Raw genomic sequence first — 19,554 nt, forward strand, 5'->3', positions numbered from 1 at the left:
GTGACCGAAGTCACGTTGACGAAGCTTGCGCTTCATTCATTGTTTGTATCCGAAGATACGTTTTTTGCCTCATCGTTCAGTTTTCAAAGTTCGTCGTGTCGTTTTCAGCGACTTTAATATCTTACCAAGTCACTGACACGATTGTCAATAACTTTTTTGATATTTTTTTCGGTGTGTCACAACCATTTGCGGCACAAGAAGTAATATACCATGGAGTTTTTGTTTATACAAGTGTTTTATTAGAAAAACATTTAAAATAATCTTATTCCCGGTTTTCGTAAGGATTATTCTAATAAACACCTGATTAATTAAAGGTTTTTATTAGATGAATCAAAGTAAAAATCCCCCCGCTTCCTTCTATATGAAGAAAGACGAGGGAATGACCGTTCCAAGTTAGTTTTGTTGATGACGCATCGTTGGGAACAACAGTACATCGCGAATCGACGGAGAATTCGTCAATAACATGACGAGGCGGTCAATTCCGATTCCGAGTCCTCCAGTTGGCGGCATGCCGTACTCGAGTGCTTCAATGAAGTCATTGTCCATTTCATGGGCCTCATCATTCCCTGCTTCTTTTTCAACCAGCTGGGCTTCGAAACGTTCCCGTTGATCGATTGGATCATTTAACTCCGTAAAGGCATTCGCATGCTCACGGCGGACGATGAACAATTCAAATCGATCCGTAAAACGTGGATCTTCCGGATTTTTCTTCGCAAGTGGTGAAATCTCAACCGGATGTCCGTAAACGAATGTCGGCTGAACGAGTGACTCTTCAATTTTCTGTTCAAAGAATTCATTGAGGATATGTCCCGTCGTCATATGCGCTTGGACTTCGACACCATGTTCGTGTGCGAGTTCATGGGCACGCTCTTTCGAAATCTCTTCAAAGAAATCAACACCTGTCGCTTCTTTGACAAGATCCGCCATATGCGCACGTTTCCAGCCGACAGACAAGTCGATGACATCTTCGCCGTACGTGACTTGTGTCGTACCGAGTACTTCCTGCGCCACATGAGCAATCAGGTTTTCCGTCAAATTCATGATGTCGTTGTAATCCGCGTAAGCTTCATACAGTTCGATCATCGTAAATTCAGGGTTATGACGTGTCGAGATTCCTTCATTTCGGAAAACGCGACCGATTTCATACACCTTTTCAAGTCCACCGACAATTAACCGTTTGAGGTGCAATTCGATGGCAATTCGCATGTAAAGTGTCATATCGAGTGCATTGTGATGTGTAATGAACGGACGCGCCGAAGCACCACCCGCGATCGTATGCAACATTGGTGTTTCGACTTCCAGGTATCCGAGGCTGTCGAGGTACTGACGAATACCGCGAATGACTTTACTGCGTGCAATAAACGTCTCACGTGATTCGTTGTTCGTAATCAAATCCAGGTAACGTTGACGGTACCGTTGTTCGACATCTTTTAATCCGTGGTATTTATCCGGAAGCGGACGTAATGCTTTAGTCAGCAACGTAAACGATGTGACATGAACCGAGAGTTCGCCAACATTCGTTTTGAAGACGTAACCGCTGATTCCGACGATGTCCCCTAAGTCACACGTTTTATAAATTTCATATGCTTCTTCCCCAACGTCGTCCTTACGCACATACAATTGGATCTGACCGTTTACATCCTGGACGTTCGTAAAACCGACTTTCCCTTTACGGCGTGTCGTCATGACACGACCCGCGATGGAAACGTCCGGCTTCAGTTCTGCCAATTCTTCTTTTTCATGTTCGCCGTAAGCAGCACGAATACTCGCTGTATCCGTTGAACGTTCGAAACGTGCACCAAACGGATCAAGTCCTTGTTCACGCATGGCGTTCATCTTACCAAGACGCACCTGCATTTGATCATTCATTTCCATGTCCTGACTCACTGTCTTCACTCCTTTTATAATGGTTCACGATGGTTTTCATCCGCTTCGATGAAAAAGCTGCTGGCATGACCGACAGCTCTTAGAAAAACCGATTCGCTCATCTTCAATGGCATTAGCGTACCATAAAACGGGCAATCCCGACCATACTTTACGTGTCACGCGTGTACTGCGGTCGTTTCCAATGTTTCGACATACTGACGCAACAACTCTTGCAGACCCGCATGAGTATCGATATCAAATAACGCTTTGCGGACTTGTCCGTTTCCGCTTAATCCTTTGAGGTACCACGCAACATGGGTGCGCATTTCCCGCACGGCAAGTTTTTCCCCTTTTAGTGCGACGAGACGCGCGGCATGCAACAGGCAAATATCAATCTTCTCACGTGGTGTCGGCTCAGCCGGTAACGTTCCGGATTCAAGATACTGGATCGTCTGATACAGCATCCACGGATTCCCGAGTGCAGCCCGACCGATCATGACACCGTCTACTCCGATCTCATCGATCATCCGTTGGGCGTCTTGCGGCGTCTGGACATCGCCGTTACCGATAATCGGAATGTTGACTGCCCGCTTCGCTTCGCCGATGATGTTCCAGTCGGCAACCCCTTCATACTTTTGGGAACGAGTCCGTCCGTGGATGGCGACAGCCTTCGCTCCACCGGCTTCTGCCGCCCGGACATTGTCGACACAATAAATATGGTGACTGTCCCAACCGGTCCGCATCTTGACCGTCACGGGTTTCTCGACTGCTTGCGATACAGCATGGACCATCTCGTACACTTTATCCGGATCAAGCAACCATTTCGCTCCGGCATCACACTTCGTCACTTTCGGAACGGGACAGCCCATATTGATGTCAATGATATCGGCATTCGTATTGGCATCGACATACTGTGCTGCCTGGACCAACGTTTCCTTCGAACCGCCGTAAATCTGCAGACTGAGTGGTTTTTCCCGGTCATCAACGTACAACATCTGCATCGTCCGTTCATTTTCGTACAGAATCCCCTTATCACTGACCATTTCCGCACAGACGAGACCTGTCCCGAATTCTTTTGCAATCAAACGAAACGCAGGATTACAGACACCCGCCATCGGTGCTAAAATGACACGGTTATTCAGTTCAACATCACCAATTTTAAAACCTGTCATCACGCTCTTCCCTTCTCTGCTCTGAATGCGACTTAAGTTCGATTCGTTTTACATCCGCCCGTTCCGCTTCCGGCAAGTCGACATACAACTCGTCGACGGTTCGTTCCCACCCCGGCACAAAATAGGCAGCATTTAGTTCACGCAACGGCGCCAAGACGAATGCCCGATTGTTCATCCGTGGATGCGGTACCGTCAATCCTTCTGACTGAATCGTCTCGTCATTATACAAAATGATGTCGAGATCGAGTGTCCGCGGTCCATTTTTAAATAACCGCTTCCGCCCTTCCTGGTGTTCAATCTGTTGTAGCTCCGTCAATAGGTGCTCGGCGGATAAGGTCGTATCCAGTTCGACGACCATATTGTAAAAAAGATCTTGATCCACGTAACCGACGGGTGCCGTCTCATAAATCGACGAAGCACGCACCGCTTTCGTCGTTGGCAAAGCACGGATCAACCGGATGGCCGCTTGCAGGTGAGCTGCTTTATCGCCGATGTTCGATCCCAGTGCGACGTAGGCACGATTCATGCATAATCGCCCCGCTTCCGGTGGATTTCAACGGCAACATGTTCATAATGTCCTGCAATCGGCGGATCCGGTTTGATGACCTTGATCGTCGTCTCAAGAATCCGGGGATCGAGCAACAGTACCTGTTCTGCAATGCGGTCTGCAAGCGCTTCGACAAGTTGCAGCGGCTTCCCTTCGACGACCTGCTTCGTGACTTCGTATAACTCCGCATAATTGACACTTTCGCGTAAATCATCCGTCTTACCGGCACTTGATAAATCAAGACCAATCGTCAGGTCGACGTTAAAGCGTTGACCCAACTTCGTTTCTTCTGCAAACACACCATGGTATCCGTAAAAACGCATACCGGTCACCTGTATCCGATCCATCTTCATTCTCCTCCCGGTAATTCCGCAGCCAACATCGTATCCATCATGACAGCTGCCCGTTTGACCGCCTGCACATCATGCACCCGCATCCACTCACATCCCTGTTGAATGCCGTAGCAGACTGTCGCAATCGTCCCTTCGACACGCTGATCAGCCGGCAAGCCAAGCGTCAGACCAATCATCGACTTCCGTGATGTCCCGAGCAGGACCGGATAACCAAAGTCCGTCGTAATCGACAGATGACGCATTAAAAACAGGTTTTCTTGATGTGTCTTCATAAACCCAATGCCGGGATCCAACCAAATGTGGTTTTCTGACACTCCGGCCTGTTTCGCCAATCGAATCGAGTCTTCCAAATCGGCCCGTACTTCAGCCAGCATATCCGGTCCATGAGGTTCTGAGCGGTTGTGCATTAAAATAATCGGGACGTCATGCCGGGCTGCCACCTCGACCATCGAGCCGTCCCCCCATTTCGATCCCCAGACGTCGTTGATGATATCTGCTCCGGCACGAACAGCAGCTTCAGCGACTTCCGGTTTATACGTATCGATCGACACCAATATATCCAGTTCACGTTTCAAGCGCCGAATGACCGGGACAACACGGTCGATTTCGTCTTCAGCCGAGACAAATGAAGCGCCGGGTCTCGTCGATTCACCGCCGACGTCAATCGCGTCCGCTCCGTCCGCGACGAGTTGTTTCGCATGCCGGACTGCCTGCTCGATGTCCACATAGTTCCCGCCATCGGAAAAAGAATCCGGTGTCACGTTAAGAATCCCCATGATTTTCGTCATCCTTTTTCCCTCCTCGACCACTTCGACTGGACAGCGTCATCAAACAATCTCCGGACTGCTTGATATCCGTGTCCTTTAAGACCCGGGAACGTCCGCCCATCCAAGGAAGAGACTGCGACCGCTTCTTGAACCGAGTTCGTATAAAGGATTTCATCCGCTTCCGTCAATTGCGGCAATAACGCCAGCCGTTCCTCGACAGGCAACTCTTCCATCAGGAATTGACGGGTGATACCATTGAGGGCGCCTGTCTCAAGTGGCGGCGTGTACCATCGTTCTCCATAACGCCAAAAGATATTGGACGTGATGCCTTCACAGATAAAACCGTCTTTTGTCAAAAAGAGACCTTCTGCCTCCTGATTAAACAACTGACGTTTGGCAACCAGATTGTTCATATAGTGATGTGATTTCAACCGATAACTCGTTTCCGGTGTACTCCGGGGCAAACGAACCGTTTCAAGCGCCCGTTCCGCCATCTGTCTGGAACCGATCGATTTCGCATACAACAGAACGGTCGGCTGCTCATACGGTTCAATCGAAAGACCGATTTCACGGGCACCGGCGGAGACGTTTAAACGAAAGTAGAGATCTCCCGTTCCGTGCACACGACACAATTCTTCAACCGCCGCCAATAAATCATCACGTCCGTAAGGCAATTTGATGCCGATTGCCGCACAACTCATCTGCAGACGCTCGATGTGATCATCAAAGAGAAACGGATGACCCGCATACGTCCGGAATGTCTCGAAGACCCCCATCCCGTATAGATATCCATGATCGAGCGGCGAGATGCGTACGTCGTTTTCTTGTTTTATCTGTCCATCATGCCAAAGATACATAGTGTGTCAACTCCAAAAAGTTTTTTAACATCTGTTTCCCGTCACGGGTCAAAATCGCTTCCGGGTGGAACTGGACGCCGACGATCGGCAACTCCTTATGACGAAGAGCCATGATTTCCCCGTCTGCTTCTGCCGTCATCGTCAAGGCGTCCGGGAAACTTTCCCGTTCGACGACAAGTGAATGATAACGCGTCACCGGCGTCTCCTGTTCAATTCCGGCAAACATACCGGAACCGTCATGGGTCAGAAAGGACACTTTTCCGTGCATCAATGTCTTTGCCCGGACGACCTTTCCACCAAACACTTGACCGATTGCCTGATGCCCAAGACAGACACCAAGGATCGGCAGACGACCGGCAAAGTAACGGATGGCTTCCAAACTGATTCCGGCTTCGTTCGGAGTACACGGTCCCGGAGAAATGACCAAATGATCCGGTGCCAGTGCTTCAATTTCCTCAATCGTAATCGCATCGTTTCGGAAAACACGGACCTCTTGTCCAAGCTCTCCAAAGTACTGTACTAAGTTATACGTAAATGAATCATAATTATCGATCAGTACAATCATGTCGTTCCCTCCGCTAATTCTTTGGCGACCCAAAGCGCCTTCGCCTTACTGAGTGATTCTTCATATTCGCTTTCCGAATCGGAATCCGTCACGATTCCGGCTCCCGCCTGAATATACGCCATCCCGTCTTTTGCGACAAGCGTCCGAATCAAGATGTTGAAAATCGCATCATCCGCCCAGCTGATAAAACCGAGTGAGCCGGTATAAATCCCCCGGCGGACCGGTTCAAGCTCTTCAATGATTTCCATCGTCCGGATTTTAGGTGCGCCGGTAATCGTACCTCCCGGGAACATGGCGGCAAGGACACTGCTTCCGGTCTCCCCTTCCGCAATCTCACCCCGGACGTTTGAGACGATATGTTGAACGTGTGAATATTTTTCGATCACCATCAACTCATCAACATGAACCGAACCGTAGCGGCTGACCCGTCCTAAATCATTTCGTTCGAGATCAACGAGCATCACGTGTTCCGCCCGTTCTTTTTCGTTATCGAGCAACGTTTTCGCTAAAGCAAAATCCTCTTCTTCATTTTTGCCGCGCGGACGGGTTCCTGCAATCGGACGGGTCGCGAGGGCTGAATCGATTTTTTCGACGAGCAACTCAGGTGACGCCGACACGAGAACCAGTTCCTGATCTGCAAAATAGCCCATGTAAGGAGACGGGTTGACAGTTCGCAACACGTCATAAATGTGCGCTGGTGTCGTCTGGAGCGGCTCTTGCTGGCGGACAGCGAGATTCACTTGAAAGACATCGCCCGCTTCGATATACCGTTTGATTCGATCGGCGGCGTGAATGAAATCATGCCGTTTAAAGGAACGGTCCCGCTGAGGCTGCTTGACGTCCGGAACCTGAAAGACCGGTGCCGGACTCATTTGCCGCCACGAGGCGACTTCTTCGACTAAGGCCAGACGAGCTTCCGCTTCTGTCTCACGGGTCACGGCAACAAATAATTGATTTTTTTCATGATCAAAGACGGCCACCTCATCGTACCAATAGAGTGACAGATCAGCCGTCTCCAGATCGTCCGCCGCCTGCTGCGGCAGGCGTTCTAAATAACGGACAGCATCATAACTGACGTATCCTGCCAGCCCTCCAAAAAACGGCGGCATTCCCGCCGGTCGAGCCGAGGCGTAACGTGAACGGATGTCCTCTAAAATTGTGAATGGAGCATCCGTCGTCTCTTTTCGTTCCCCGGACACCGTCACCGTCGTGAGACCATTCTTTGTCCGAATGTGTCCCACCGGTCGGACCCCCGCCATCGTATAAGCGCCGATCCGGCCGCTTTCGAGCCAGACGTGCCCGGTCCGGTTTGCCGTCAATTCGACGTACCGGTTATAAAATTGTTCCTTCGTCCATGTAAATGCTTCGTATACTGTCTGTCGCACGCTTGTTCCTCCACTTCCGAGCTATTCTGTTTTCATTATACGCAAAAAATCAGTCAGACGGACGACTCAAACGCAAGTCCCATTCTTTCCGACAAGGAAAAAGAGGTCCATTCCGAACAAGCGGAATGAACCTCTGAGTCTGCTAAGATTATAGTTTTGAGCTGTCCGCTTCTTCTTCCACCTGATACAACGGTGTACTGAGGTAGCGTTCTCCGTTTGACGGAATGATCGCCAGAACGTTTTTGCCTTTTCCTAAACGCTTCGCCGTCTTCAAAGCAGCTGCAATCGCTGCACCGGAAGAGATTCCGCCGAGGACTCCGTTCGACTTGGCCGCGCGACGTGCATGATCAAACGCTTCTTCCGTCGTCACTTGCTCGACACCATCATAAATCTGTGTGTCGAGAATCGATGGAACGAATCCGGCACCGATGCCTTGCAACTTGTGTGGACCGGGTTTTCCACCCGACAGAACAGGTGAATCCGTTGGTTCAACCGCGATGATTTCGATTCCAGGGAACGCCTCACGCAAGACTTTTCCAGCGCCGGTGATTGTACCGCCCGTTCCGATTCCCGCGATGAAGGCATCGAGGGATAATCCTTCAAACGCTTCGACGATTTCCGGTCCCGTCGTTTTTTCATGAACGACCGGGTTCGCTTCATTGTTGAACTGTTGCGGCATGAAATAACCGTGTTCGTCCGCTTCTGCCGTCGCCCGAGCAATCGCACCCTTCATTCCTTCTGGACCGGGTGTTAAAATCAACTCCGCACCGTACGCACGAAGAAGAGTTCGACGTTCCATGCTCATCGTTTCCGGCATGACGAGAATCGAACGGTAGCCTTTTGCAGCAGCCACCATTGCGAGTCCGATGCCCGTGTTTCCACTCGTCGGTTCGATGATGGTATCTCCTGCTTTGAGATGTCCCGCTGACTCAGCCGATTCGATCATCGCTAAGGCGATTCGGTCTTTGACGCTTGAACCCGGATTCATATATTCCAATTTCAAGTACACGTCCGCATCTTCCGGTCCTGTCAAATGATTCAATTTAACGATCGGCGTGCGGCCGACTAAATCCAATACTGAATTCGCAATGCGCATGACCATTCCTCCTCATAATGAAAAACTTTAATTCCAAGTAATCCGATAGATCAATTATCCACGGACTGGATGAAAATTGTCAATCAAAGCGTTCTACAGTCGGCTTTGATCCATTTTCCGACTGTTTTTCGACTGCTTCTGCAATCAGACGGTCAATCGTTTCTTGTTCATGCTCGTTTCGCATGACTTGATACACATCCGCCCGCGTGATTTCCTGATCTCCGACTTTGGCGACGACATCTTCGAGTGGTCCACCGATGCTATCTTGAACGACCTTCGGAGAATCTACTTTCGGTAATTCTCCCATGAACGCGTAAGCACCCGTCAAAAAGTTTGTCAGTAATAAAATGAAAATCAACATCCACAAGTACTTAGAGTTTACAGTTCCCATTTTCAGACCCTCTTATGCTCTTTCGAGTGATTTTTCGCGAAGTGCTTGTAATTCTTCGACATCATATTGGTAATGTTCCGAACAGAAATGACAGACCGCTTCCGCTCCACCATCTTCATCAATCATCGCTTGAATCTCATCCGGTCCGAGGGCGACGATCGCCGTCGCTAACTTTTCACGTTCGCACGTACAGTTAAATGACACCGGAATCGTATCGAGCAGTTCGAACGATTCTCCTAAGACAAGACTTAACATCTCTTCCGGTGTTTTTTCTTCACCGACCAGAATCGAGATGGGTTTTAATGCCGCAACTCGTTGTTCCAGTGCCGCAATCGTTTCTTCCGACGCACCCGGCATCAGTTGAACGATCAATCCGCCTGCTGCGATGACCGACTCATCTTCCGGATAGACGAGGACGCCTGCTCCGACGACAGATGGACTTTGCTCGGAAACCGCGAAGTAATACGTAAAGTCTTCACTGATTTCACCTGTTTGAATCGGCGATTGTCCACCGACGAAGTCACGCAGACCTAAATCCTTGATGACGGAAATGTTTCCGCGCCCGACTGCATCGCCGACTTTCAGTTTTGTCAGACCGTCACTGTTGACGTATGTGTCCATTTCGACACGCGGGTGACTGACATATCCCCGGACCTGTCCTTTCGCATCCGCATCGACGATGATTTTTCCGATTGGACCATCCCCTTCGACTTTCAGCGTCACACGGGTATCCCCTTTTTGCATCGTTCCCATCATTGCACCAATCGTTAACGTCCGACCGAGTGCTGCCGTGACGACAGGTGTCGTCTGATGGCGGAGTTGTGCTTCATAAACGGTTTTTGTCGAACGAATCGCAAACGCGCGGACTTCGCCGTTAAACCCTAAGGCTCTGACTAAATAATCATCTTTTAATTGTGCTAATAATTCTTCACGTTTCATTATTTTTCCCTCACTTATTTCGTTCGTAGATAATCCGCAACCCGTCCAGCGTCAAAAATGGATCAACGATTTTAATCGTCGCGGATTCCTCACTGATTAATCGGGCGAGTCCACCTGTCGCAATGACAGTCGCTTCTCCCATTTCTTCTTTCATCCGATGGACCAGCCCATCGACTTGCGCGACGTATCCGAAATACGTACCGGACTGCATCGCATGTACCGTATTTCGACCAATCGTCGACTGCGGTTTGGCAATCTCGATTCGTGGTAATTTCGCCGCTTTGTTATACAAGGCTTCTGTCGACACCATGACACCCGGTGAAATGATTCCACCGTAGTAGCGTTTTTGTGAATCGATATAACAATATGTCGTTGCTGTTCCAAAATCAACGATGATTAAAGGACCATCATATTTTGCCGTCGCAGCGACGGCATTGACGATCCGGTCTGCCCCGACTTCTCTTGGATTATCGACTTTTAAATCGAGTCCCGTCTTGATTCCCGGTCCGATCACGAATGGACGTCGGTTGAAATAACGGACGCACATGTTCTCGAGTGGAAACACGACAGGGGGTACGACAGATGATAACACGATTCCCTCAATGTCTTCCACGTTTAAGTCTGCATCCCGAAACAGGGCTTTGACCAACATGCCGTACTCGTCCGTTGTCCGTGTACGATCCGTTGCAATGCGCCAATGCTGGACAAGTGTCTGTTCATCATAGACGCCAAGTACGATATTCGTATTTCCCACATCAATTACTAAAATCATCTGCTTCCCCACTTTTCTCTGACGATAACTGTTGCATACGTTGTGATTATACCATGCAGCCGGGGCTTCACCTACCGAAGTGCGCCTTGCAACCTGCCTACAAAAAAAGAGGTCAGCATCCCATTCGGAATACTGACCTCTTCGTCAAACGAAATCCATTGATCTTTCACTCCGTCCACCGATTCATCCGAACGGTGTTTCATGAGTGATTAGATTTGATCATCCCGGCGTGGTTGATCTGGTTTTTCCGTATCGACATTTTCCCCTTCGTCGATGACAGAGCCGCGTTGTGTCGGAGATTCTGTCGGTTGATCGATGACAGGTGTCGTCGATTCCGGCGTTTTCTCGTCCGCTTTTGGTTCCGTAATCACTTCAGGTTGATGCTTTTTATATTCGCCTGTCTCTAAGAGATGGTGAATTTGTTTCTGATCAAGTGTTTCCACGTCAAGTAACGTCGTCGCAATCAAATCAAGCTGATCGCGTTTTTCCGTTAAGATCGTTTTCGCTTTTTGGTAACACTTGTTGATGATCGCTTGAATTTCTTTATCGATTTCATGGGCAATCGCATCAGAGTAGTTCTGTTCGTTTTGGAAGTCACGTCCTAAGAAGACATTTCCGCCTTGACCGGAACCAAACTGAAGTGGTCCGAGTTTTTCACTCATCCCGAACTCCATGACCATCTTCCGTGCTAAACCTGTGGCACGTTGGAAATCATTACTCGCTCCAGTCGAAACTTCACCAAAGACGATATCTTCCGCGACACGACCACCAAGTAATCCAGTGATCTTATCTTCAAGTTCTGGTTTCGTCATGAAGTAGCGATCTTCTTTCGGAAGCATGATGACGTAGCCACCCGCATTCCCGCGAGGAACGATCGTTACTTTATGCACTTCATCTGCATCATCGAGTGTGACACCGATGATCGTATGACCAGCTTCATGCCATGCGACAATCTTTTTCTCTTTTGGTGAAATGATCCGACTCTTCTTCGCTGGTCCAGCGATGACACGGTCGATCGCTTCTTCGAGATCGACGATTGAGATCTTGTCACGGTCGGTACGCGCGGCAATAAGTGCTGCTTCGTTCAACAGGTTTTCAAGATCCGCACCAGAGAAACCTGGTGTGCGTTGTGCGATGGCTTTTAAATCAACCGTTGTATCAAGTGGTTTATTGCGTGCGTGTACTTTCAAGACCGCTTCACGTCCGACGACATCTGGACGCTCAACCGTGATTTGACGGTCAAAACGACCTGGACGGAGTAAAGCCGGGTCCAAGATATCCGCACGGTTTGTTGCTGCGATCATGATGATACCTTCGTTTTCACTGAATCCATCCATCTCGACGAGAAGTTGGTTCAATGTTTGTTCGCGCTCATCATGTCCGCCGCCAAGACCAGCTCCACGTTGACGACCAACCGCATCGATCTCATCGATGAAGATGATACATGGGGCGTTTTTCTTCGCATTTTCAAACAAGTCACGTACACGTGATGCACCGACACCGACAAACATCTCAACGAAGTCAGAACCTGAAATCGAGAAGAACGGTACGCCGGCTTCACCAGCTGCTGCACGGGCAAGCAATGTTTTACCTGTACCTGGAGGACCTACAAGGAGGACACCTTTAGGAATACGGGCACCGAGACGGGCAAACTTGCGTGGATCTTTCAAGAATTCAACAACCTCAACGAGTTCTTGTTTCTCCTCATCCGCTCCCGCGACATCGTCAAACGTAATCTTTTTCTTTTCTGTATCATACAGGCGCGCCTTCGATTTTCCGAAGTTCATGACACGGCCACCGCCGCCGCCACCTTGTGCTTGATTAATCAAGAAGAAGAACAGGATGAAGATGATGATGAATGGCACGATCGTCGTCAGTAACGCGATCCAACCGCCATTTGTTTCTGCTGCTTTGAAGTCCATCTTGACGTTTTGGCTACGCAATTGCGTATACAAATCCGTCAGTTCTGTATCAACAGCCGGTACGACGGTTTCATATGTCGTATCCTTTTCACGTAATTCACCCGTGACGTTATACGTCTGTCCCTCATACTGGAACGTCGCCGTCTTCACATCACCTTTTTCAACAGACTCGACAAACTGTGTGTAATTGATTTCTTTGCTTTTGTTCACTGGACTCTGCAAGTATTGCAGAAACAAGATCAAAGCTAGAAAAATGACCCCAAACACGAGGGTATTCTTCACTGCTCGGTTCATCGTAGGCCTCCTCTCCGCACCAACTGATTAAACTTACTCAATCGATACGAATCCTAACGCGGCAAAGCGCGCTTTGTAATTGGTTTCATCTTATCATGTGACAGTCAAGATTAAAAATAATTAGCCGCCGTAGACTGCTGGCTTCAATACTCCAACATAAGGAAGGTTCCGATACTTTTCTTCATAGTCAAGACCGTAACCGACAACGAACTCATGTGGAATGACGAAACCGCTGTAGTCGGCGTGTAAATCGTTTTTACGACCACTCGGCTTATCCAGCAACGTCACGATTTTAACCGACTTTGCTTTCCGGTATTTGAAGAGGTCCACGAGATACCCTAATGTTAATCCGCTGTCGATGATATCTTCGACAATCAGGATGTCACGTCCTTCTACTGATGTGTTTAAATCCTTCTCGATCTTGACTTCCCCTGTCGATGTCGTCCCACCGTGGTAAGTCGACACATCCATGAAGTCCATTTCAAGATGCATGTCCATCTTTTTGACGAGATCAGACATGAACGGCATTGCGCCTTTTAATACACAGACAAGCAGTGGGAAACGATCTCCATAATCCGCTGTCAGTTCACCCGCGAGTTCACCGACTTTATGTTGGATCTCTTCTTCCGAAATCAGTACTTTTTCCATATCATTCATTAAGGTCATGCTAGGTATTCCTCCTCCATTTTAAACACTACATTACCATTCTATCATTAAACCTGATTCTGCGAGGAGTTCAAATGACCCGAATATTGCAATTCGATGTCCGATGACTGCCAGAACTTGCCCTGTTGCATCCACGACGACCGGGATTTGTGTTCGAAGTGTCCGTGGAACTTTAGCATCCATCAAAATTCGGCTGACTTTTTTAGTGCCGACCGCCAGTTGAATCCGATCCCCGGGTAACGGTGGTCGAACCGTCAACGGGAATCGGATGGCCGAAAACGGAATGCCGGTGGTCGCACGGGAAAACGTAACCATTTGTTCACCATAATAATAGGTACCCAAACGCTCCCCCACTTCAAACGGTTCAGGTACAGAGTGTCTCACAGGACAGGGAACACATGTCAAGTAGCCATATGTACGCTGTATCCTCCAGTTTCCATAATACACTTCACCGGACGGCATATCTACTCGTAGCAGTGTCAAAAATCGATTGTAATCGTTCGGTGTGAGTTCTGCGTCCGGCACGAGCACACGCAGGACCAGGCGTCTGAAGTCGGAAGGGAGTTGAAGAACGTTCTTCAGCGGAAGTCCCTGTTCCGTCGTCCAGTCTTTGACGAGCGCCGCGACATAGGCAAGATGTTCTTGTTTTTGTTCATGTCGCAGCATCGCAGCGCGAACGGTCGCGGCTTCATAACCGGGGCGTAAGGCAGCGAGTGCCGGCATCACTTGATGCCGAATCTGATTGCGAAGGTACTTCGTTTCCGCATTCGTCGCATCTTCGTGCCACGCGACTTGATGTTCCGCCGCATAGTCATACAGCTGCTGCTTCGTATACGTCAATAACGGACGGTGGATCTGCCCGTGTGCAAACGGTCGGACTACTGGAATCCCGTCGATATGCGCTTCCCCGCGGAGCAATTGAATCAATAACGTCTCCAGTTGATCGTCCCGGTGATGGGCGAGGACCAGCTGATCGCGTCCAGTCTCCCGCATCACCTCTTGAAAAAAAGCATACCGTCTGCTGCGGCATTTCTCTTGAGTCGCCGTCTCGTCTGTCCATTCAAGACGCGTCATCCGAAAATCGAGTTGGCGTGCCTGCGACCAGGCTTGAATCGATTGTGCTTCTGCATCGGATTCGGCACGAAGTCCATGGTGCACATGAACGATGATGATATCGTGACCTGCTTCATACAACAGATGGGCTAACACCATCGAGTCACAGCCGCCGGATACGGCAACAAGCAAGGGTACGCTTGGAAGTTTTACTTCTACTGCCACGTCTTCATCCTCCCTTTCGCATTAATCTAAACGAAAAAAGCTATCTCTATATGAAATAGAGATAGCTTTTTTACAGAATGACCCGTACGGGAATCGAACCCGTGTTACCGCCGTGAAAGGGCGGTGTCTTAACCGCTTGACCAACGGGCCAAAAAAATATGGTAGCGGCGGAGGGAGTCGAACCCACGACCTCACGGGTATGAACCGTACGCTCTAGCCAGCTGAGCTACACCGCCATATTTTGAATGCGTGTGTCTTAAGCACATTTTCTATAATACTTGGGAGTCAAATGAATGTCAACGCTTTTTCTAAAAATAATTTCAAAAAAATAAAAGATGGAATGAACAGCGTCATTCCACCTCTATTCTTATAAAGAACAGGTCAGCAAGTTATTGACGTTTAGCACCGCGTCCGCCACGTTTTGAATCCGTTTGACGTTTCAATGTCGCAAGACGATCTTCACTGTCTTTAAGGAAACTAGTCATCAACGTATCGAACGTTTGCTCTTTGCGTGGAGCCGGTGCGCCACGGCCACCTTTGTTAAAGCCACCACGGTTTCCACCGCCGCCGCTTCCACCACGTGGTCCTTTGTTATCAAACGAACGTGGTCCGCGGTCTTGACCTGCAGGACGTGGTCCGCGATCAAATTGACGAGCTGGAGGACGTGGACGTTCACCTTCTGGGCGATCGACGGCTTTCTTAATTGAAAGACCGATTTTTCCGTCGTTCTCTACACTCAACACTTTAACCGTGATTTCTTGTCCGACTGTCAAGACATCATTGATATCTTTGACGTAAGAATCTGCTACTTCACTGATGTGAACAAGACCTGTCTTACCCGTCGGTAATTCTACGAACGCGCCGAAATTGGTGATGCCTGTAACTTTCCCTTGTACTTTGCTGCCTACTTCAATCGACATAAATTGTATTGCTCCTTTTTAGTTGATTCTTTCTTATTATACGAGTGATTCTACATTTTTTCAATCAATCGGCAAGCTTCGTTTAATCTTCCGGTGAAAAATAGAAAATCGTTTCGCCTTTTTTCGAGTACAGCAGTTCACTTCTCGCTAAGTTCGCAACATACTTCTTATCATTCAACCGTTCAATTTCTTCTTTCAGACGAGCGGACTCTTTTTCCGCCTTTGCCTGTTCTTGATGCGCAACCTGAAACGACTGCTTCTGTTCAGCGATCAGTTGTTTCTTTTCGATATATGACCACCCCATCAGGGACAGGACAATAAGAAAGATCGACATACAGACTAAGAAGCGCCTCTTCAGACGTAAACGGTTTTCGATTGCATTTTGACTCAACTGTTTTTTCCGGTCATTAAGCGGTTTGATCTTGGGCGGCGTATCGCGCCCTGATTCCAACGGTGCTGGCATATCATCCCTCCTTATCCGAGTGGTCATCTCTGACACTCTCTAGTATACTTCCTTTTTCAACCAAATTACATCGATTCTTCGGAATTCACTTTTTCTTCACGAATGATTTGATACATCTCCGACGCATCTTCTTTTTTGGCGTGTTCCTTAATGCCGTCGATTTGGACGGTGACGATCTTGTTTCCGAACCGGATTGTCATCTCGTCTCCGACCGCCACGTTGCTGCTCGCTTTGGCGACAAGTCCGTTAATCGTAATCCGACCTTGATCCGCGACCTCTTTCGCGAGTGTCCGGCGTTTGATCAGACGGGATACTTTTAAAAATTTATCAAGTCTCATGACTGTTCCTCCTGCTTTGATTGATTCCACAAGGCATCTTGTTCCGCTAATGATAACTCCGTTAACGGACGGTCTGCCAATTGTTCCATTCGGGTAAAGCGGCGAATGAATTTGTCATTGGTCTGCTGTAACGCGTCTTCTGCCGACAACTCCATATATTTTCCGACGAGCGCTAACGAAAACAAGATATCTCCAAATTCCCCTAACTGCTCTTCCGCCGGTGCCTCTTGCAGTTCTTGAATCTCTTCCCGGACTTTATCAAGTGCCCCGGCGACGGTTTCCCATTCAAAGCCGACCTTCGCGACTTTCTTTTGAATCTGTTCTGCCCGCATCAAGGCAGGAGCTCCCTTCGTGACACCATCCAAGAGAGAGGTCCGTTCCGGTTTTTCCTGTGCTTTGATATCCTGCCAGTTATTGACGACGTCGGTTGCCGAGTCGACTTTCACGTCTCCAAAGACGTGAGGGTGTCGGCGGATCATCTTCTCGCTGACACTGCCGATGACATCCCGCACATCAAAATAGCCTTCATCCAAACCGATTTGGGCATGAAGCATGACTTGCAGCAAAACGTCGCCTAATTCTTCAATCATTAAGTTATCGTCCTGAAGGTCGATTGCTTCCAGTAATTCGTACGATTCTTCAATTAAATGTTTTTTCAGCGACTCGTGTGTCTGTTCTTGATCCCACGGACAGCCGCCTTCACCACGCAATCTGGCGATGATTTGTTTGAGCGTCGTGAAATCTCGATTTAAAATCGTTTGATCCGTGACGGGCGGTACATACACCGTCGTCAAGTTGCTGAGCGTCGTCACATGATCCAACTCATACAACGGGACGGTCACGACGTGTTCGCGGCTGGTGCCGGCCGCCGTGACGAGTGTCACCTCATGTTCATCGGGATAACGTTCCATCAGCATGACTTTCAGATCACCCGCGACCAACTGATCGTAGACTTGTCCGATCAACAGATGTTGCCGGATTTGGGCTTCATCGATGTCGAACGCCGTCGCATCCAGCAATTGAAAACCTTCGATTGGATCGACGCCCACTACGGCAAACATTGGATCCAGAAAACTTTGTCCTCCGACGATCTTGATGTTGTCCGATTGGTTCAACAGTTGCTGAACCGTGCTTTCCGCGACCAGCGGATGACCGGGGACCGCGTAAATGACAGGTTCCGTCCGGGCCTGTTCAAGCAGGCTGGCGACGATTTCACTGTAGACCGACTCAAAGCGGTCGTGTTTCTCATAAATAAAATCAAACGATGTAAATTCCATTCCCTCTGCCATCAGTTCTGAAACGACAGGATGATCCGCTGTCCGCAAATAAACGGGTAATGTCGTTTCCTTGAGTAACTTGTAGATGCCAAACGGTAATTGTTCCAGCTCGCCGACGCCTAAGCCGACGACCGTGATTTGATGTGTCATATAATCCCCCTACGTTGATGAATACGATATAGTTTCTCTCCAAAAGGCAACAGCGCCCACTCGCGTTCGGTCAAAACACCGATCCGTAACGCGAAGATACAAAAGACGATAGCTCCACCTAGGACCAACAATCCAACCTCAATCGTCGCTCCGATCCGACTCTCCCAACCGGACAACTGAAACAGTTGTTCGATCACATATAAGAAAATCGCCATCGGGAGGACCGCTTTCATCAACTTGATGTAAAACGCCCGACCAGCCGTCACACGACCAAACTTCCGGTTCAATAAGATCAATTGTGCTGCCGCCATGACAGCAAATCCACCGAACGTCGCCATCCCGGCACCGGTCATGCCATATGCCGGAATCAACCAGATGTTCAGCCCAAATTTAACCGCCAGACCAACGATGACACCTGCAAAGGCGTACTTTTCCGCATCCACCGATTGGAGACAGGAGACGATGATCATCGACAAGGACGCCGTGAATCCGGTTGCCGCAAGCCAACTGAGCGCCATCGTCCCATTGTCATCCTGATAGAGTGCGATATTTAACGGCCGCATCACACCGACGAGACCGACCGTCGCTGCGGCCGCAATCAGCAGACCGGAACGCAACAACGTCTCCAAATGATGTTTCGTCGCGGTGTCATTGCGCTTCCGATATTCTAACAGTAATGTCGGCACACTCGCGAGACTGATTGACGTCGCAAACAAAATCGCAAACTGCAGCAACGGATAACCTCGGTCGAATATCCCTTTTTCCATTTTTGTTTCGATGGAATCACCTAACAGATTCACAAAGGTCAAGCCATCAATCAACTGCATCAATAACAATGCGAGCGAGGCAATGCTGACCGCCATCCCGCTCGTCAACAGGACCCGTCCGACACGACGGATATGCTGTTTCGATACGACCGGGCGACCAATCCGCCCTTTCGCGAACCGTAACAATAAGATGAGCGACGCAACGCTGCCGCCGAGTGCCGTCATATGGGCCGATGCTCCAATCTGATACGGATTCGCACCGACTTGGACACCGTAGTAGGTCACAAGTAACAGCAGGCAGACACGAACGCCATTTTCCGTGATTTGTGAAAACGCCGTCGGCCGCATTTCAAGATCCGCCTGAAACATCCCCCGTAAGACGGCGATGACCGGCAACAGGTAAAACGTAAACGTAACTGCCCGGAGCGGTTCTACCAGTTGTGCGTCCCCAAATAACCGGGCCACTTCAGGAGCAATCCACCAACCGAGCGTCCCGAGGATTAACGACATGCCGGACAAGACGAAAAAGATTGCCCATAACACTTCCCGTTTCTCTTCCGGATGATGTAACGTCAACTTCGCGACAACGACCGGCAACGCATATATACCAAGTGCTGCTGCAATCGCAAATAACGGATAGACGGTCTGATAGACATACAAACCGACGTCTCCCGCCATATTTTGATACGGGATGCGATAGAAAAAGCTCAACAGTTTGGAGACGTAACTCGAAATCGCCAGGAGTGCTGCGCCCTGAGCAATGGTCATT

At 49.1% G+C, this 19,554-nt stretch carries 20 protein-coding genes and 2 tRNA genes; all 22 read right to left on the reverse strand.

Going from position 1 to position 19,554, the window contains the following annotated elements; all coding sequences use genetic code 11:
• Positions 1–393: 393 nt before the first annotated feature.
• Positions 394–1,875: a lysine--tRNA ligase gene (gene lysS / locus P397_RS0100690; RefSeq protein ID WP_174544521.1), complete on the reverse strand. Its 1,482-nt coding sequence runs from the start codon at positions 1,873–1,875 to the stop codon at positions 394–396.
• Between the two features lie 167 nt (positions 1,876–2,042).
• On the reverse strand, positions 2,043–3,038 hold the full coding sequence (gene dusB / locus P397_RS0100695) for a tRNA dihydrouridine synthase DusB (protein WP_028105316.1): 996 nt from the start codon (positions 3,036–3,038) through the stop codon (positions 2,043–2,045).
• Positions 3,025–3,564 (reverse strand): 2-amino-4-hydroxy-6-hydroxymethyldihydropteridine diphosphokinase, encoded by a 540-nt coding sequence (gene folK / locus P397_RS17005; RefSeq protein WP_035387541.1) that lies wholly within the window; start codon positions 3,562–3,564, stop codon positions 3,025–3,027. The genes dusB and folK overlap by 14 nt, the downstream gene beginning before the upstream one ends.
• Complete coding sequence (gene folB / locus P397_RS0100705; RefSeq protein WP_028105317.1) at positions 3,561–3,932, reverse strand: dihydroneopterin aldolase; 372 nt, start codon at positions 3,930–3,932, stop codon at positions 3,561–3,563. The genes folK and folB overlap by 4 nt, the downstream gene beginning before the upstream one ends.
• A 2-nt stretch (positions 3,933–3,934) precedes the next feature.
• Positions 3,935–4,726: a dihydropteroate synthase gene (gene folP, locus P397_RS0100710; RefSeq protein ID WP_026831535.1), complete on the reverse strand. Its 792-nt coding sequence runs from the start codon at positions 4,724–4,726 to the stop codon at positions 3,935–3,937.
• Positions 4,723–5,562, reverse strand: coding sequence for an aminotransferase class IV (locus tag P397_RS0100715; protein ID WP_028105318.1), 840 nt, complete (start codon positions 5,560–5,562; stop codon positions 4,723–4,725). Before P397_RS0100715 ends, folP begins: the two co-directional genes overlap by 4 nt.
• The gene (locus P397_RS0100720) at positions 5,546–6,127 is read right to left on the reverse strand and encodes an anthranilate synthase component II (RefSeq protein WP_028105319.1); all 582 of its coding nucleotides are present in this window, start codon (positions 6,125–6,127) and stop codon (positions 5,546–5,548) included. Before P397_RS0100720 ends, P397_RS0100715 begins: the two co-directional genes overlap by 17 nt.
• Positions 6,124–7,512, reverse strand: a complete 1,389-nt coding sequence (locus P397_RS0100725) for an anthranilate synthase component I family protein (RefSeq protein WP_028105320.1) — start codon at positions 7,510–7,512, stop codon at positions 6,124–6,126. Before P397_RS0100725 ends, P397_RS0100720 begins: the two co-directional genes overlap by 4 nt.
• A 148-nt stretch (positions 7,513–7,660) precedes the next feature.
• Positions 7,661–8,608, reverse strand: a complete 948-nt coding sequence (cysK, locus tag P397_RS0100730; protein ID WP_026831539.1) for a cysteine synthase A — start codon at positions 8,606–8,608, stop codon at positions 7,661–7,663.
• A 79-nt stretch (positions 8,609–8,687) separates the two neighbouring features.
• A complete protein-coding gene (locus P397_RS0100735) occupies positions 8,688–8,999 on the reverse strand; it encodes a SurA N-terminal domain-containing protein (protein ID WP_035387542.1) in 312 nt (103 codons plus the stop codon).
• A 12-nt stretch (positions 9,000–9,011) separates the two neighbouring features.
• Positions 9,012–9,938, reverse strand: coding sequence for an Hsp33 family molecular chaperone HslO (gene hslO, locus P397_RS0100740; protein WP_028105321.1), 927 nt, complete (start codon positions 9,936–9,938; stop codon positions 9,012–9,014).
• Positions 9,939–9,948: 10 nt separating this feature from the next.
• Complete coding sequence (locus P397_RS0100745; protein WP_026831542.1) at positions 9,949–10,710, reverse strand: type III pantothenate kinase; 762 nt, start codon at positions 10,708–10,710, stop codon at positions 9,949–9,951.
• A 209-nt stretch (positions 10,711–10,919) separates the two neighbouring features.
• Positions 10,920–12,926 carry an ATP-dependent zinc metalloprotease FtsH gene (ftsH, locus tag P397_RS0100750; RefSeq protein WP_028105322.1) on the reverse strand — a complete coding sequence of 669 codons (2,007 nt, stop codon included), beginning with the start codon at positions 12,924–12,926 and terminating at the stop codon, positions 10,920–10,922.
• A 120-nt stretch (positions 12,927–13,046) separates the two neighbouring features.
• Positions 13,047–13,592 carry a hypoxanthine phosphoribosyltransferase gene (gene hpt / locus P397_RS0100755; RefSeq protein ID WP_012368964.1) on the reverse strand — a complete coding sequence of 182 codons (546 nt, stop codon included), beginning with the start codon at positions 13,590–13,592 and terminating at the stop codon, positions 13,047–13,049.
• Between the two features lie 33 nt (positions 13,593–13,625).
• The gene (gene tilS, locus P397_RS0100760) at positions 13,626–14,870 is read right to left on the reverse strand and encodes a tRNA lysidine(34) synthetase TilS (protein ID WP_028105323.1); all 1,245 of its coding nucleotides are present in this window, start codon (positions 14,868–14,870) and stop codon (positions 13,626–13,628) included.
• Between the two features lie 78 nt (positions 14,871–14,948).
• Positions 14,949–15,020: transfer RNA gene (locus P397_RS0100765), tRNA-Glu, on the reverse strand.
• 9 nt (positions 15,021–15,029) lie between these two features.
• Positions 15,030–15,106: transfer RNA gene (locus P397_RS0100770), tRNA-Met, on the reverse strand.
• Positions 15,107–15,259: 153 nt separating this feature from the next.
• On the reverse strand, positions 15,260–15,790 hold the full coding sequence (locus P397_RS0100775; RefSeq protein ID WP_012368962.1) for a S1 domain-containing RNA-binding protein: 531 nt from the start codon (positions 15,788–15,790) through the stop codon (positions 15,260–15,262).
• 82 nt (positions 15,791–15,872) lie between these two features.
• The gene (locus P397_RS0100780) at positions 15,873–16,253 is read right to left on the reverse strand and encodes an FtsB family cell division protein (protein ID WP_026831545.1); all 381 of its coding nucleotides are present in this window, start codon (positions 16,251–16,253) and stop codon (positions 15,873–15,875) included.
• Between the two features lie 65 nt (positions 16,254–16,318).
• Positions 16,319–16,591, reverse strand: coding sequence for an RNA-binding S4 domain-containing protein (locus P397_RS0100785; RefSeq protein ID WP_028105324.1), 273 nt, complete (start codon positions 16,589–16,591; stop codon positions 16,319–16,321).
• A complete protein-coding gene (gene yabN / locus P397_RS0100790) occupies positions 16,588–18,018 on the reverse strand; it encodes a bifunctional methyltransferase/pyrophosphohydrolase YabN (RefSeq protein WP_028105325.1) in 1,431 nt (476 codons plus the stop codon). Before yabN ends, P397_RS0100785 begins: the two co-directional genes overlap by 4 nt.
• A complete protein-coding gene (locus P397_RS0100795; protein WP_235183938.1) occupies positions 18,015–19,553 on the reverse strand; it encodes a polysaccharide biosynthesis protein in 1,539 nt (512 codons plus the stop codon). Before P397_RS0100795 ends, yabN begins: the two co-directional genes overlap by 4 nt.
• Between the last annotated feature and the right edge of the window lies 1 nt (position 19,554).

This window comes from Exiguobacterium undae DSM 14481 (genome assembly GCF_000620805.1).
Lineage (GTDB): Bacteria > Bacillota > Bacilli > Exiguobacteriales > Exiguobacteriaceae > Exiguobacterium_A > Exiguobacterium_A undae.

Coding starts and splice junctions, on each gene's coding strand:
- lysS (WP_174544521.1), bottom strand. CDS start 1,875: ATGGAAATGAATGATCAAATGCAGGTGCGTCTTGGTAAGATGAACGCC.
- dusB (WP_028105316.1), bottom strand. CDS start 3,038: ATGACAGGTTTTAAAATTGGTGATGTTGAACTGAATAACCGTGTCATT.
- folK (WP_035387541.1), bottom strand. CDS start 3,564: ATGAATCGTGCCTACGTCGCACTGGGATCGAACATCGGCGATAAAGCA.
- folB (WP_028105317.1), bottom strand. CDS start 3,932: ATGGATCGGATACAGGTGACCGGTATGCGTTTTTACGGATACCATGGT.
- folP (WP_026831535.1), bottom strand. CDS start 4,726: ATGACGAAAATCATGGGGATTCTTAACGTGACACCGGATTCTTTTTCC.
- P397_RS0100715 (WP_028105318.1), bottom strand. CDS start 5,562: ATGTATCTTTGGCATGATGGACAGATAAAACAAGAAAACGACGTACGC.
- P397_RS0100720 (WP_028105319.1), bottom strand. CDS start 6,127: ATGATTGTACTGATCGATAATTATGATTCATTTACGTATAACTTAGTA.
- cysK (WP_026831539.1), bottom strand. CDS start 8,608: ATGCGCATTGCGAATTCAGTATTGGATTTAGTCGGCCGCACGCCGATC.
- P397_RS0100735 (WP_035387542.1), bottom strand. CDS start 8,999: ATGGGAACTGTAAACTCTAAGTACTTGTGGATGTTGATTTTCATTTTA.
- hslO (WP_028105321.1), bottom strand. CDS start 9,938: ATGAAACGTGAAGAATTATTAGCACAATTAAAAGATGATTATTTAGTC.
- P397_RS0100745 (WP_026831542.1), bottom strand. CDS start 10,710: ATGATTTTAGTAATTGATGTGGGAAATACGAATATCGTACTTGGCGTC.
- ftsH (WP_028105322.1), bottom strand. CDS start 12,926: ATGAACCGAGCAGTGAAGAATACCCTCGTGTTTGGGGTCATTTTTCTA.
- hpt (WP_012368964.1), bottom strand. CDS start 13,592: ATGACCTTAATGAATGATATGGAAAAAGTACTGATTTCGGAAGAAGAG.
- P397_RS0100775 (WP_012368962.1), bottom strand. CDS start 15,790: ATGTCGATTGAAGTAGGCAGCAAAGTACAAGGGAAAGTTACAGGCATC.
- P397_RS0100780 (WP_026831545.1), bottom strand. CDS start 16,253: ATGCCAGCACCGTTGGAATCAGGGCGCGATACGCCGCCCAAGATCAAA.
- P397_RS0100785 (WP_028105324.1), bottom strand. CDS start 16,591: ATGAGACTTGATAAATTTTTAAAAGTATCCCGTCTGATCAAACGCCGG.
- yabN (WP_028105325.1), bottom strand. CDS start 18,018: ATGACACATCAAATCACGGTCGTCGGCTTAGGCGTCGGCGAGCTGGAA.
- P397_RS0100795 (WP_235183938.1), bottom strand. CDS start 19,553: ATGACCATTGCTCAGGGCGCAGCACTCCTGGCGATTTCGAGTTACGTC.